Below are 14833 nucleotides of genomic sequence, written 5' to 3'. Positions count from 1 at the left end.
TTGTTGACGTATGTGCTCAAGTCAATGGGTACTGCGGTTGGGTCGTCGCTCAGGCTCAGGATGTTCCCTGTAATGCTCAAATCCTGTAGTTCGTTAGTTATATCGCCGTCTACTTCTGTTACAATCAGACTAGATTGTTCAATGAGATTCCATGTAAGTCCATCCCATCGTAAAAGCTGTCCAGAAGAGGTTACATTTCCGTCTGCTAGCTTACTTAAAGTAACCGCGCCATCTTGTAACTGTTGGTCCGTAATCGTGCTAAATGCAAGATCATTACCGAAAATCGTATTATCTATTATGTTATCCCCAGTGATTAGGTTTACCTCAAAATTATAGTTGTCATCAACTTGAGTTACCACAACTGTATTGTCCATGGAAGCGGTATTAAAGATTGCTTCGGTAGTTGTGGTGAAGGAATTGTCCAACGCTTCGCAGATATTCACCCATTGTATCCCATCATAATAATGGATACATTCCTCGTCCGTATTGTATACCAGCGCTCCACGCAAGGGCGTAATGTTGTTCATCTGTGTGTCGGTCAACCGCGTTATCACAAGTACTCTAGAGGTACTTTCCAATTCCAAGACCGAAGCAGGGTCCAACGTTTGGGGGTTTTCACCGATTTTGATCTGTCCTTGAAGATTAACCGCCATGAGAAGGCAAAACAGTAAGGAAGCAACGTAAGTTTTCACAGTGTTTGACATTTGGAGGATTTTCAAAACGTAAAACCAAAACTAACCTTATTGCTCCAGTATTCTAATTATTACCGTCAAAATGCCTTAGTTTTATGGTAAACGGACTTCCTTGTTCTTTGGTTGATTTAAGAGAATTAACAAAAGTTTAAAACAAGTTTATTTTTTTTATGCCGTTCAAAGGTTTTCTTTAACTCTGGCTAAAAAAGCGCTCACATGAAAAATACGTTTCTGGTTGTACTTTTTTTAACTTTTACAAGCATTATTGTTGCGCAAGACAATAGACAGGTTTTACGCGGTAAGGTGCTGTACAAGGGAGGTAATGTTCCCAATGAAAATGTTATCAATTCTACTTCGGAAACCGCCACCATCACCAACGATGATGGAGAGTTCGCTATTCTGGTCAAAGAGGGTGATCAACTTGTTTTTACTGCGGTAAACTTTCAATTGGAAGTCATCACCATAACTCCCGAAATTCTAAATAATAACAGACTGGTCGTAGAGGTCTCTGAAAAGGTGACAAAATTGGACGAGGTTGTTGTTTCTCCCGAAAATCAAAAGCGGTTTCTGGAGGTGAAAAATGAGGATTTTAAGCGATTTGATTATGAGATCGATAGGGGAACAGAGGTGGAAAATATAGCGGAATCCCAGACCACACGGGGTATGCGGGACGGACTTAATTTTGTGAATCTTTTTAAGGCGATGTTTATGGCCAAGAAAGAGGATGGAAGCGATAGAGAACCCCTAAAGGTTAGTGAAGTATTGCGACAAGTGTATGATGACGAGTTTTTCGTAGTGGACTTAAAATTGCCTCAAGATAAAATAGATGCGTTTTTAATCTATTGCGACGATAAAGTTCCTTCACAGTCATTACTGCGAAAGGAAAATGAATTCCAGTTAATCGATTTTCTGGTTACCCATAGCAAAACTTTTTTAGCGGAATTGAATGAGGAATAAGCTCTTTTTCTTGTTGTTGGTTGCAGCTATGTTTTCGACCAATGCTCAAAAAAGTGATGTAAAACAATTAAAGGGAAAAGTATACAGTAAAGGTAAAGATGTTGTTGGGGTAGTGGTCCAGAACATAACCACCAAGAATGCGGTAATCACCGATATGGATGGCAACTTTTCCATCGCAGTACAACGTAACGATACCTTGGTTTTTTCTGCTGTGCAGTTTAGGAGAAAAGTACTGCCTGTTACCGAGGACATTTTAAATACAAATTTTGTGACCGTTCCTTTGGAAGAATTTGTGAACGAACTGAAGGAGGTCGTTGTAAAGCCTTTTGATCTATCAGGAGATTTAGGGAAAGATATAGGTGGCTTACAACTTGAAAAAGATGTTAGTGCAGAAGCTTTGGGACTGCCCAATGCCCATAGCAAAATACCGACCCAAAGCGAACGTAAGTTACAACAGGCAACTTTTGGAAAGTTTAATGTCGCTATGATACTTAGCCCTCCTTTGGACCCTATAATCAATGCCATTACAGGACGAACCAAAATGCTCAAGAACAGGGTCAAAGTAGACGAGACCTATGCACGGACCCAACGGGTTCAGGATTTTTATATAGATTCTCTTTTTATAAGCACCTTAAAAATCCCTGTAGGGAGCATAGATGATTTTATGTATTTCTGTGAAGTGGACGAACAATTTCAAAAAGCTGTCGATTCCAAAGACCGTTTGAGAATATTGGACTATCTGATTCTAAAAAGCAGGGCGTATCGGGAAAACAACGACTTGGACTGATATTTTTATCATACATTCCAAAATAGGTTGGCATAGCGTTTGTTTACATTTGACCAGAAAAATAAAAGAATGAAAAAGATTTTTATTGCAATTTTAGTAATTGTAATACCGCTTCTAAGCTTCACTTCGCATAAATTTTATGTAAGCATAACCAATATCAATTATTCTGAAAAAGATGCCTCCTTTCAGATTACCAGTAGAATTTTTATAGATGATTTGGAGACTGTTTTGGAAGAACGTTATGGCATAAACCCAAAACTTGCCACCCAAAATGAAGCAAAGATCGCAGACGAATACATAGAAAAATATTTTAGGGCAAAATTTACCGTAGCATTGAATGGTGAAGTCGCTGCCTATTCTTTTTTGGGTAAAAAATATGACAACGATGTCATCATTTGTTATTTGGAACTGGCAGATATTGATCTTTCTACCTTAAAATCGATTTCTGTACAAAATGAGATTTTAACCGATATGTTCGAGGAACAAAAAAACATAGTCCATTTAAAATGGAAAGATCAAAAGAAAAGTTTTGTGTTGATCAGGGAGAATAATAAAGGAATGTTAAACTTCTAAGCTATTCTTAAATATTGGTTAAAAAAAGTTATTTTCCGCTGTTTTAAAATCAAAAAGAAAATGAACAAGATTACGTATTGTTTTGCTTCCCTCTTATTTCTATTTGGAGCTACGGCCATAGCACAAGAAGAAGGAAATGAGAAAGATGACAGGAAGCCAGGTCATTATAACCAAAGTAGGTTTAAACAGTTGTACGAGGAATTTTCGACTCCAAACACCTATCGCTCTGCTTCTGGTGCACCAGGACCTGATTACTACCAGCAACAGGCAGATTATGTCATGGACATTGAACTAGATGATAAAAATGCCAAAATTTATGGTGAAGAAACCATTACCTATTATAACAATTCGCCTGACGATTTGGAATTTCTTTGGGTACAATTGGACCAGAATGTACGTGCCAAGGATTCAAAATCCCCTTTACGAAATGGCGATGGTGTAAATTTCGCCTACACCACAGGTAATTTTGCGAAGACTTTTGTAACCGAACCTTTTGATGGAGGGTTTAACATTGATTTTGTAAAAGATGCCAATGGCAAACCACTTTCCTATACCATTAATCAAACCATGATGCGTTTGAATATAGCTCAACCTCTTAAGAGTGGAGAGAAAATGTCATTTTCCATCAAATGGTGGTATAATATTCCAGACCATACCGTAGATAGGGCCCGTTCTGGATATGAGTACTTTGCCAAAGATGGCAACCGTGCCTACGTGATTGCCCAGTTCTTTCCTAGGATGGCCGTGTACAGTGATGTTGAAGGCTGGCAAAACCACCAATTCTGGGGGAGTGGAGAATTTGCACTTCCTTTTGGTGACTACGATGTGAATATTACCGTCCCAGCTGATCATATTTTAGATGCGACAGGTGTATTGCAGAACAGGGACGAGGTTTTTTCCAAAGATATGATGAAGCGTTACAAGCAAGCTTCAAAATCATATGACAAGCCTGTCCTTATTGTAACACAAGCAGAAGCAGAAGCTGCTGAAAAAGGTTTTTCAGAAAAGAAAAAAACTTGGAAATTTAAAGCTACCAATGTACGTGACTATGGTTTTGCAACATCCAGAAAATTTATATGGGACATGCAGGCCGTTAAAATTGGCGGTAAGGATGTTATGGCCGTTTCTATGTATCCAAAGGAAGGTAATCCACTTTGGGAAGAACAATCTACCAAGGCCGTCGTTCAAACATTAGAGACGTACTCAAAATTCACTTTTGACTATCCATACCATAAGGCCATCTCAGTTCATGCAAAAAACCAAGGGATGGAATATCCTATGATATGCTGGAACTATGGACGTCCAAATGAGGATGGTACCTATTCCGATAGAACCAAATATGGAATGATAAGTGTAATCATCCATGAAGTAGGTCATAACTTCTTCCCAATGATCGTAAACTCAGACGAGCGTCAGTGGGGATGGATGGATGAAGGTCTGGATACCTTTATGCAGTATTTGACCGAGCAGGAATTTGGTGAAAAATATCCAGATGTAATAGCACCGAACAGTGCTTATCCTTCTCGAAGGGGAGCGCCCGCAAAGATTGTTCCCTACATGAGCGGAGACCAAGACTATATGTCACCAATAATGTCGAACCCAGAGAACGTATACAGCTTAGGTCCTAATGCCTACGGTAAACCTGCAACGGGATTGAATATTCTTAGGGAGACTGTTATGGGCAAAGAGTTGTTTGATCATGCGTTCAAAACGTATGCGCAACGTTGGATGTTTAAGCACCCTACACCGGAAGATTTCTTCCGTACCATGGAAGATGCTTCTGCAGTAGACCTTGATTGGTTTTGGAGAGGATGGTTCTACACTACAAATTATGTGGATATAGGTGTTAAGGGTGTCAAAAAATACTATGTTTCCAATAAGCCTACAAAAGAAATGGAAAAGTATATGGCAGATAGAAATTTAACGGAAGCTGATATGCCACCTTTGGTTTATTTGGCAGAAGAAGATAGTGAAGACTTTGTTCCAGAACTTAAGGGAAAAGCCCCAACGGAAACTTCTAAAAGCTTAAAAGAGTTTATGATGGATAATATGACCGAAGCGGAAAGAGCTCAGGTTAAAGAGCCAAAATATTTTTATGAGGTAACCTTCGATAAGCCAGGAGGTATGCCTATGCCTTTGATCGTTGAATATACTTATGCGGATGGAACCAAAGAAAATATTACTTATCCCGCTGAAATATGGAGGATGAACGACGCTGAAGTAAGTAGAGTATTTTCATCCCAAAAGGAGTTGGTGGGAATTGTTATAGATCCTAAACTGGAGACTGCCGATATTGATACAGCCAATAATTCTTGGCCTATAAAAGAAGAAAAATCGGACTTTGATAAGTTTAAGCAAAATATCAAAGGAGAATAGAAAGCAATACTAAATTAGTAGAAGCCCTGTGATTTCACAGGGCTTTTTTTATTTGCAAACAACTTCTCATTATATTTGTCCTATGCATTTTCTATTTATAAGCGGCGCAGAGATTTTTTTTATCCTCTTTATAGTGGTTATGGTATTTGGTGCGGATAAAATTCCGGGTATCGCCAAAGGACTGGGTAAAGGAATGCGACAATTACGGGATGCTACGGATGATATAAAGCGTGAAATCCAAAAAAGCGCAGATAAACAAGGTATCGATACCGATTTTACCAAAGACATTAGAAAAGAGTTGGAAGAGGTCAAAAAAAATGTTGACGAAGTGACCGGGTCAGTAAAGAGAAGCACCAAATAATGTATGCTGAAAAGAATTCTTGAATGGGATCGTGATACTTTCATCTATCTCAATAACCTTGGTGTTGAGAATTACGATGTTTTTTGGTCTACGGTCACAAATATCAGTACATGGATACCACTCTTTTTATTTTTCATAGTGCTTCTTTTTATTAAATTTTCCACGTTGGAAGCATTTTATAAATTGGCTACTGCATTGTGCCTTGTAGTTTTCATCATTTTGATAACAAATTTGACAAAGGTTACAGTCGCAAGGTTGAGACCTAACAATACTGAGGAAATCAATACGCTTATACGCATTCTAAAAACCCCTATGGACTTCAGTTTTTTCTCCGGTCATGCCGCTAGCTCTTTTTCCATAACCGTTCTGTTCTTTCTTTTCGTACGAACAAAGTTGAAATGGGCATTTTTATTCTTTATCTGGCCCATTCTATTTGCAACGAGCCGAATTTTTGTTGGCGTACATTATCCCTTGGATATTTTAGTAGGTGCTTTAGTTGGTATTTTATCGGCAGTATTGTTTTATAGACTATATAATCGCTTTATAGCACCCTGCTCAAAGTCAACCCGTCTCTCACAGGAAGGATAACAGTTTCTACCCTAGAATCGTTTTTTAGTTTTTGGTTGTAAGCAACCAAAGCGGCTGTAGCTTTATCGGATTTCAAAACAGGTTCGACCACTTTTCCCGACCACAGCACATTATCGGTAAGGATAACACTGCCAGATTTTGTTTTTTGGATAGCCGCTTCAAAATAGGCATCGTAATTGACTTTCTGTGCATCAATAAATACTAAATCAAAATAGATATCAAGCTTTGGAATAATATCCAGCGCATCCCCAATATGTTGTTTAATTTGAACTCCACGCTCGCTTTTATCAAAATAGGTGCGCTGTAGCTTATAAAGTTCTTCATTGATTTCGATAGTGTGCAATTTCCCATCATTTTGAAGCCCTTCCGCCAAGCAAAGTGCGGAGTATCCTGTATAGGTCCCAATTTCAAGAATATTGTTAGGAGCTATGATCTTTGAAAGCAAACTCAGTACCCTTCCTTGAAAATGCCCCGTGATCATTCTAGGCTGTATTACTTTTAAATGCGTTTCCCGGGTGAGTTCTGTCAAAATTTCTGGTTCAGCTTCAGAATTTTCAGCGATATAATTTTCCAATAAGGAAGATAGAAAGTGCATACGTAAATTTTCGTAAAAATATAGAAAAGAACTACATTGGTATTTTCGTTTTTTCAATTACATATGCTTATGGATTCACCCGAACCAATACTTAGAGATGCAACCTTAGCGGATTTGCCTATCCTCCTGGATTTTGAACAAGAGCTCATAAAGGCAGAGCGACCTTTTGATAGCACTTTGGGAGAAGACCCTATTAGTTACTACGATATAAAACAAATGATATTGGATGATGATGCCAGTGTTGTCGTTGCTGAGTTAGATGGAGAGATAATTGCGTCAGGATATGCCATTCCAAAGAAGGCCAGGCACTACCTGGCACATGAGCAATATGCATATTTAGGGTTTATGTATACCCACACAGATTATAGAGGAATGGGTATTAATTCAAAAATAGTAGATGAACTGAAGCATTGGTCGTTGGCGAGGGGCTTAAAAGAAATACGTTTAACGGTCTACAGTGATAACGTTCCAGCCATACGTGCTTATGAAAAAGTAGGTTTTAAAGGACATATAATAGAAATGCGTTTGGAATAATGCATGGATAACGATTAGCTTTACAAATAATACTTTGAAGTAAAAAAAGCTATGATTTTTCAAAATTCGCTGAAATTTGCGAAGCAACTAGACGCTGAGGACAAATTATCCAAATACAGACAAGAATTTCATTATCCACAAGTCAACAGAAAAGATGTCATCTATTTTACAGGCAATTCGCTGGGGCTGCAACCAAAACGGACCCAGAAGTTTGTTGATGAGGTGATGAAAGATTGGCGGGAGTTGGCCGTAGAAGGACATTTTTATGCAGAAAAGCCTTGGTGGGAATATCATGAGCTTTTGGCAGAGGGTCTGGGCAAAGTTGTAGGGGCAAATGCCAAAGAGATTTCTGTCATGAACACGCTGACGGTAAATCTTCATTTATTGATGATTTCTTTTTACAGGCCAGATCAGAAACGGTATAAAATTATTTGTGAGGAAAAAGCATTTCCGTCCGATCAGTATATGTTGCAAAGTCAGGTAAAATTTCATGGTTTTGACCCTAGCGATGCTATTGTTGAAGTCAAAAAAAGAGAGGGAGAGCATGCGTGGAGAACAGAAGATATTATTGAAAAAATTGAGGAGATAGGAGAGGAGCTGGCTTTGGTACTTTTAGGAGGAGTCAATTATTATAACGGTCAGGTATTGGACATGAAAGCCATAACAAGCGCGGGAAAGTCTGTAGGTGCTTTTGTGGGTTGGGATTTGGCACATGCCGTTGGTAACGTGTCATTAAAATTACACGATTGGGATGCGGATTTTGCTGCTTGGTGCAGTTACAAGTATATGAACAGCGGACCTGGTAATGCTTCGGGCATTTTTGTGCATGAAAGACATTTGGATAAAAAGGATATTCCCCGTTTTGAAGGCTGGTGGGGCACAAAAAAAGAGACCCGTTTTTTAATGCAGCCCGAGTTTGACCCTATAGAAACGGCCGATGCCTGGCAATTGAGCAATCCTCCAATACTTTCTATTGCACCATATCTTGCATCTTTGGAACTATTTGATGAAGTGGGCATGGACACCTTGATTGAAAAGCAACGCAAGATTGTGAGTTATCTTGAATTCGTTTTGCATGAAATTGACAAAGAAGTAGATAGCTCTTTTGAAATCATTACGCCAAAGGAACGCGGTTGCCAACTCTCTGTTTTTTTACATGGAGAAGGAAAATCGTTATTTGATTATTTGATGAAAAATGGTGTAATTACTGATTGGAGAGAGCCTAATGTAATCCGATTGGCTCCGGCACCTTTTTATTGCTCGTTTGAGGATATGTATAATTTTGGTCAGCTTTTAAAAAAGGGTATTCTTTTGAATCAGAATGGATAATAAGATAAATTAGCGTTTTGAGTCAAACTTTTAACAAGTCTGTAACGCCAAAATCCATAAATATTTATTCGCCGTTCATCGAAAAAACGACGTAGCCACTTACTATTCTTGTCTTTCTTACGTACATATTTAAGTTTTAACCCCAAAAACTTATATGAACATGAAATTTAAAAATGAAAAAAGAAGGCTTAAAGTCGGCTTAGATGCTATGCTGACTTTAGCCGTAATTATGGTATTGTCCATTACTTCTTGCGAAAAGAATGATGCAGACGAAGACCAAAATGCTAAGACCCCAAATGAAGAAGTATCCACCACGGAACAGGATACGGATTTTATCACTAAATACTTTTTGGGAAGTGAAGTAAAAGTAAAGCTCGAAGAAGACGGAACCTACAGTCTTGCTGGAAGCGACTTAAGATTGTTTGAAGACCAATTATCGGATTCTGCGGAAGCCTTTGACGAAAATCCAACACCAGATGCCGGAACAACCAGTCTAGCATTGGGCGGAGGTGTTCAAAAATGGACGGATGGTGTTGTCTATTACGTTATCAATGGATTGAGTTCTTCCGTTCGTTCGGAGCTTCAAGCGTCTTTTGATGAGTGGACCAGTAAAACCAATGTTACTTTTAAAGAGCGTACGAATCAGTCCAATTATATAACTATTTCCTCTTCGGGGTCAAATAGTAATTCTGGTGTGGCTACACTGGGTATGAATGGCTCAAGAGGTTTTATCCGTTTGGGAACAAGGGCCACGGCTGTGGTGATTATTCACGAACTTGGTCATACGCTGGGCTACATCCATGAGCAAAATCGTTCGGATCGGGATGATTTCGTCATTATTAATTTTAATAATATTGTGCCCGATGCACAAGACCAGTTCTTCAAAAGCAATTCCGCTATCTTTTTAACAGGTCAGTTTGATATCAATTCAACCATGATGTACGGTAGTTTTACGTTTAGTAGGAACGGACAACCGACCATTACCGATTTGAACGGAAATCTATTGCCACCAAGACAGGCGAGTATTTCTGCTTTGGACGTTCAAGGTACAAATGCATTGTATCCCGCTACGGGTACCAATCCGGCAGGTCCTTGTGATGGTGTGGCGGAATGGTCGCCATCAACGCAATACTTCGTTGGGGATAGGGTTACCTATTTTGGAGGTTTGTACGAGAGGGATTTTACCCGATGGAATTTTATAACAAGATGTAACTAATAAAAATCGGGGTTAATGCTAAGACATATTGTCTAGTTATAAAATAAAGAGGGTGTTTAGAAAGCTTTCTACCATGTCATATTGAGCCTGTCGAAATAGCTGCTTAATTAATAAGTATCAATTAGTTTTTACTTGCTCAATCCAACGTGTGGAGAGAAATTACTTTTTAAACATCCTCTTTTTATTTTTAAATACATTTGAATAGCGAATCACTTTGAAGCTATAGACCGTATTTTACTTTTAAATAGTCAGAAGGTGTAGTTCCTTTATATTTTTTAAATTGTCTTGTAAAGTAAGACGGGTCATTAAACCCAGATTTATACATTACTTCGGCAATGTTCGTGTTGTTCACATTAAAATGTTCAATTGCCTTTTCAATCCTAAATTCGTTTACAAAACTGATGAATTTTCGATGTGTCATCTTCCTAAAAAATCTACAAAAAGAATTTGGGGTAAATCCCAATTGTGAGGCTATTTCAGCAACCGATATTTTTTTGTCATAATTGGTGTTCACATACTCAAAAGCCTGTTCCAATCTTCTTATTTCATCTTTTTTGAATTTGCTCAAGGGGATATTTTCAAACAACTGTTTTGGAGTACTCTTTTTGGAAAGATAATCCAAAATGGAAAGTAAGTTGATCAACTTTCCTTGACTGTCCAGTACCTCAAATTTTTCAAATTTGTTTGATAATGCTTCTTTAGTTGCCCTATCAAAAATCAATATTTGTCCAGATGCTTCAATTAATCGCTTAATTCCGTTAAACTCGGGGAAGATGTTTAGTCTATCGTTTAAAGACTCTTTTTTAAATTGAATTACCACTTCAATATTGTTATCATGATCCTTGTTCCCAAAATCTGCATGTGGAATGTTTCCGCCCAAAAAAATAATGACCCCATCACTATACTGTTCTTTTTGGGAACCCACATGGAGCATACCAGAACCATTTTTCACATAGACCAATTCAAACTCTGGATGAATATGCCAACCTGTAGACTCACAATAATCGGTTGCACGGTACGTCTCAATTTTTAAGGACGTATTTGTAGCAACATTGATGGCTTCTAACATAGGTTTCATGCAGTAAAACTATCTAAATGGACTCAAAAAACAGTATGATAAGAATAAAATGTCTTATGGAAAGAATGATTTATGCTAAAAAGTATAGCGGAGTCTTTAGTTATTTTGTGTGGATAACAGTTTAAATGAAATCACTTCAGCTTATTTTTTCCAATCCTAGATACTTTGCTCCGGCATGGGTATTTGCCAGCTTAAATATTTGGTTTGGTACTTGGGCCATATATATTCCATCAGTAAAGGACAAATTGAATATTGATAAAGCAGATTTAGGGATTGCCATATTTTGCCTCTCTTTGGGGGTCTTTACTATCTTCCCATTGGCTTCTAAGATTATAAACAAGCTTGGGGTGGGAAAAGCTACATGGGCGGGTGTGGTTCTAAGTAGCATCTTTGCCCTCTTTCCGCTTTTAGCCCCAAATTATTACTTGTTGATGATATCCTTATTTCTTTTTGGTGCTTCTAACGGACTTACGGATATTTCCATGAATACACTGGTTACCGAAATTGAGAAAGAAGATAAACAGAATTTCATGTCGGCCGCGCACGGATTTTTTAGTTTGGGAGGTGTAATCGTAGGACTTGGGAGTTTTCTAATCCCGATTATCGGAAATCCGGTATTGCATATGGGTATTACGGTTGTACTTGTTTTTATCATAAATCTACTGTTTTATAAAAACTACAAAAATGTTGTAGCTGCCCCCGTAGATAAAGAGCCATTTAGTCTAAAACTGTTCAAACCTCTGTTTTTATTGGGAATAATAGGATTTGTAGCTATGGGCAGTGAAGGAGCTATCGTAGACTGGAGTGGGCTTTATCTTAAAGAGGTCACATTGGCACCAAGTGTACTAATAGGTTCAGGCTTTTTAGCGTTTTCGGCTGCAATGACCTTGGGTAGATTTTTAGGGGACGGGATAAGCGCAAAGATTGGCTCTGTGAGAATAGTGGCTTTAGGCGCATTAATAGCAATTTTAGGATACGTATTGGTGCTTTCAGAGCATACAGTTCTGGCAGTCATAGGTTTTGCCCTTAACGGACTTGGTTTTTCCGTAATAGTTCCAGAACTATTTAGAATTGGAGGGAACGTAAAGGGTGTAGATTCTGCCCAAGGTGTTTCCTTTATTGCAGGAACCGGATATTCAGGTTTTTTATTGGGTCCTGTAATCCTTGGGTTTTTAGCAGAAAGCGCATCTTTAAAACACAGTTTTTATGCACTTCTGGGGTGTGTTTTACTTGTTTTGATGACAACTATGCTATTGAAAAGAAATAAGGCCTAGCCTTTATTCTTTTTGAACATCTAAATTAGTAAGGTTAATACTAAAGTTGCCATCGGCCTTTTTATGATCGCGCACTAATTTTAACCCACCCATATCAACATAATCTTCCCAAGTGGTTGCCATGGAAGGCTCTTCTTGGTTTCCTTTTCTAAAAACCCACTCACGAACTACAAAATCATCCTTAAAGTAAAAGTCGTACGCATCTCCGGGTGTGTAACCTCCTTCATTGCCATAGACCACGGTCAATTTTTGCATGGATTCCCCAGCTATAGGTGACTTTTCATTTTCAATATGTTCATACGTGAAATTGTTCGCATCCCACATCAGATTAAATGGTGCCAAAATCCAATACCTGTCATTTATAAAACCACCATTGATCTTTACGGCGGTGCTATCCATGGATTTTCTATTGTAAGTCAAGGTATCTTTTGAAGTAATGGAAGTAACTGTATTTGATTTTGGTTGCCATACCCAAGTTCTTTCAAAATGGGTGCTGTCCCTATCCACATTGAATGTAAAGGTAAATTCTTTTACAGCTTTCCAATGTCCATACCCATGTGCAGCGGCAATTTTTTCTAGAATAGTTTTTTGCTGTTTTTCTTTGGACACTTTCTTTTTTTGTTCTGTTTTGCAGGACAAAAGCATCAGAAAAGATAGAAATGTTAAAATTGGAATGCGTTTCATAATGAGTTTTGCTTCAAATATAATGTCATTTTGATTTATCTTGTAGTACATTTCCGTAAAAAGTAATACTAACCGAATCATAACCCAGTATTTAAGTGACCTTTTTAAAGAAGCTGTTTCTTATTCTTATAAATAACCTCGATAAGGAATCGTCGCAGGCAGACGACCCGTATGCGAATGTTTCAGATGAGGAGCTGGTTAAATTGATAGTTGCCAATAACAATCCGTTGTTGTTCGGGAAACTATACGACCGGTATGCTAAAATGGTTTATAACAAATGCTATGGATTTGCAAGATCACAAGATGAAGCCGAGGATTTGACCCAAGATGTCTTTCTGCAACTGTTCATTAAGTTGAAGCTTTTTAAGGGTAAGTCTAAGTTTTCGACCTGGTTGTATTCGTTTACCTATAATTTTTGTGTGAACTATGTCAATCGAAACAAACAGCGAAAGATGAGTGATAAATCTTCTCCCGTAGAAGATTCTGAATATAAATTGGCAGAAGAGGTGCCCGAGGAAAGTCTCTATGAGATGAAGGCAAGCAAGTTAAGAGAGGCTTTGGAATTGGTCTCTGCAGAAGAAAAATCCATTTTATTGTTGAAATACCAGGATGGAGCATCGATAAAAGAGTTGGTCGAGTTGATGGAGCTTGGCGAGAGCGCAGTAAAAATGCGATTGAAAAGAGCAAAAGAACGATTGGTGGAAACCTATAACACGTTACCATAGATGGCAAAGCAAAGAAGAAATCCATTTAGGGAATTAGAAGCTTCATTACGGGAAGTTCCCCCGGGAATGAAGAAAAAGGTCATGAACGACATAGCTGCTGCTAAGTTGTTAATGGATTTAGCCTCGCTTTTCTCTTTTAATATTGGTTCCGCTTTGCGCAAACTTTTTAGAACAACAAAAGACAATTAAAACAACACGATAAAACAATACACATGGAAACAATTAATGAATGGAAGAACTTGACTTTTGATTCCCTCGCTGCAATGGGCAGAGATATTGCGTTGGCACTGCCCAAGATTATTGGCGCACTCATTATACTGTTGGTGGGATGGCTGGTAACTAAAATTATACTTTTTGTACTAGGAAAGATTTTGAAGCTTGCCAAAATCAATACATTGAGCGATAAGATAAATGAGATGAACCTTTTTGGTAAAGGAGATTTTAAAATCGATATCATTAAAGTGATTCTTGGTTTTGTAAAATGGTTATTGCTCTTGGTATTCTTGATCGTTGCAGCTGATATATTAAGCTGGGAAATTATTTCTACGGAAATAGGCAATTTGTTGCGTTACCTGCCCAGATTGTTCAGTGCTTTGGCATTGATGATGATCGGGCTTTACATTGGTAATTTCATCAAAACCACGGTAAAGAAATTATTCGATTCACTAGAGTTTAGCGGGTCTAACCTCGTAAGTAATCTCCTTTTTTACATCATCGTAATCTTTATTTCCATAACCGCATTGAACCAAGCCGGAATCGATACTACAATTATCACCAATAATATTACCCTTATTCTTGGTGCGTTTTTGTTGGCCTTTGCCATAGGACTTGGACTTGGCTCTAAGGATATCATTACCGATATTCTTAGGTCTTTCTACACAAGAAGAACATATGCCGTTGGTGATAAGTTGGTAATAGGGGAAAACTCGGGAACAGTAGAAGCCATTGAAAACAATACATTGACCTTGGTGACAAAAAAAGGAAAATTTGTCATCCCAATTAAAGATGTTGTATCGGAAAAGGTAGAGATAAAGTCATAATTACCTTTATTTGGAGAATGAGGT

Annotated in this window: 16 protein-coding genes and 1 pseudogene; 13 read left to right on the top strand and 4 right to left on the bottom strand. The window is 38.1% G+C overall.

Features of this window, described 5'->3' with window-relative positions:
• Positions 1–704 (bottom strand): annotated as a pseudogene (locus KIM67_RS12725) (hypothetical protein); the annotation flags it as partial.
• 204 nt (positions 705–908) lie between these two features.
• Here KIM67_RS12725 and KIM67_RS12720 point away from each other — a divergent pair.
• The 6 genes from KIM67_RS12720 (at position 909) to KIM67_RS12695 (ending at position 6334) form a co-directional block, all read left to right on the top strand.
• A complete protein-coding gene (locus KIM67_RS12720) occupies positions 909–1649 on the top strand; it encodes a carboxypeptidase-like regulatory domain-containing protein (RefSeq protein ID WP_213831906.1) in 741 nt (246 codons plus the stop codon).
• On the top strand, positions 1639–2436 hold the full coding sequence (locus tag KIM67_RS12715) for a carboxypeptidase-like regulatory domain-containing protein (protein ID WP_250149257.1): 798 nt from the start codon (positions 1639–1641) through the stop codon (positions 2434–2436). The genes KIM67_RS12720 and KIM67_RS12715 overlap by 11 nt, the downstream gene beginning before the upstream one ends.
• A gap of 69 nt (positions 2437–2505) precedes the next feature.
• Entirely contained in the window at positions 2506–3009 is a 504-nt protein-coding gene (locus KIM67_RS12710) for a DUF6702 family protein (RefSeq protein WP_213831904.1), read from the top strand.
• Positions 3010–3069: 60 nt separating this feature from the next.
• Positions 3070–5385 carry a M1 family metallopeptidase gene (locus tag KIM67_RS12705; RefSeq protein ID WP_213831902.1) on the top strand — a complete coding sequence of 772 codons (2316 nt, stop codon included), beginning with the start codon at positions 3070–3072 and terminating at the stop codon, positions 5383–5385.
• A gap of 82 nt (positions 5386–5467) precedes the next feature.
• Positions 5468–5746, top strand: coding sequence for a twin-arginine translocase TatA/TatE family subunit (locus KIM67_RS12700; RefSeq protein ID WP_213831901.1), 279 nt, complete (start codon positions 5468–5470; stop codon positions 5744–5746).
• A 3-nt stretch (positions 5747–5749) separates the two neighbouring features.
• Positions 5750–6334, top strand: a complete 585-nt coding sequence (locus tag KIM67_RS12695) for a phosphatase PAP2 family protein (protein WP_213831898.1) — start codon at positions 5750–5752, stop codon at positions 6332–6334.
• Here the strand turns inward: KIM67_RS12695 and KIM67_RS12690 are convergent.
• On the bottom strand, positions 6288–6929 hold the full coding sequence (locus tag KIM67_RS12690) for an O-methyltransferase (RefSeq protein ID WP_213831894.1): 642 nt from the start codon (positions 6927–6929) through the stop codon (positions 6288–6290). The two genes, KIM67_RS12695 and KIM67_RS12690, sit on opposite strands and share 47 nt — an antisense overlap.
• Before the next feature lie 69 nt (positions 6930–6998).
• On the opposite strand from KIM67_RS12690, the gene KIM67_RS12685 reads away from it, so the two are divergent.
• The 3 genes from KIM67_RS12685 (at position 6999) to KIM67_RS12675 (ending at position 10008) form a co-directional block, all read left to right on the top strand.
• A complete protein-coding gene (locus KIM67_RS12685; RefSeq protein ID WP_213831890.1) occupies positions 6999–7463 on the top strand; it encodes a GNAT family N-acetyltransferase in 465 nt (154 codons plus the stop codon).
• 51 nt (positions 7464–7514) lie between these two features.
• On the top strand, positions 7515–8792 hold the full coding sequence (gene kynU / locus KIM67_RS12680) for a kynureninase (protein ID WP_213831889.1): 1278 nt from the start codon (positions 7515–7517) through the stop codon (positions 8790–8792).
• Between the two features lie 160 nt (positions 8793–8952).
• A complete protein-coding gene (locus KIM67_RS12675; RefSeq protein ID WP_213831888.1) occupies positions 8953–10008 on the top strand; it encodes a M12 family metallopeptidase in 1056 nt (351 codons plus the stop codon).
• 220 nt (positions 10009–10228) lie between these two features.
• Here the strand turns inward: KIM67_RS12675 and KIM67_RS12670 are convergent, their stop codons facing one another.
• On the bottom strand, positions 10229–11086 hold the full coding sequence (locus KIM67_RS12670; protein ID WP_213831886.1) for an AraC family transcriptional regulator: 858 nt from the start codon (positions 11084–11086) through the stop codon (positions 10229–10231).
• Between the two features lie 125 nt (positions 11087–11211).
• Between KIM67_RS12670 and KIM67_RS12665 the strand changes: the two genes are divergently transcribed.
• Entirely contained in the window at positions 11212–12360 is a 1149-nt protein-coding gene (locus KIM67_RS12665) for an MFS transporter (RefSeq protein ID WP_213831883.1), read from the top strand.
• A gap of 3 nt (positions 12361–12363) precedes the next feature.
• Here the strand turns inward: KIM67_RS12665 and KIM67_RS12660 are convergent, their stop codons facing one another.
• Entirely contained in the window at positions 12364–13125 is a 762-nt protein-coding gene (locus KIM67_RS12660; RefSeq protein ID WP_313788442.1) for a hypothetical protein, read from the bottom strand.
• A 14-nt stretch (positions 13126–13139) separates the two neighbouring features.
• Here KIM67_RS12660 and KIM67_RS12655 point away from each other — a divergent pair, with 14 nt between their 5' ends.
• Genes KIM67_RS12655 through KIM67_RS12645 form a run of 3 tightly spaced genes read left to right on the top strand, consistent with a single transcriptional unit; the run spans position 13140 to position 14809 of the window.
• Positions 13140–13769, top strand: a complete 630-nt coding sequence (locus tag KIM67_RS12655) for an RNA polymerase sigma factor (protein ID WP_213831881.1) — start codon at positions 13140–13142, stop codon at positions 13767–13769.
• Complete coding sequence (locus tag KIM67_RS12650) at positions 13770–13958, top strand: hypothetical protein (protein WP_213831879.1); 189 nt, start codon at positions 13770–13772, stop codon at positions 13956–13958.
• 23 nt (positions 13959–13981) lie between these two features.
• A complete protein-coding gene (locus tag KIM67_RS12645; RefSeq protein WP_213831877.1) occupies positions 13982–14809 on the top strand; it encodes a mechanosensitive ion channel domain-containing protein in 828 nt (275 codons plus the stop codon).
• Positions 14810–14833 lie beyond the last annotated feature (24 nt).

The organism is Flagellimonas sp. 389 (assembly GCF_018449435.1).
Lineage (GTDB): Bacteria > Bacteroidota > Bacteroidia > Flavobacteriales > Flavobacteriaceae > Flagellimonas.
This window is presented reverse-complemented; position numbering and strand designations above follow the sequence as displayed.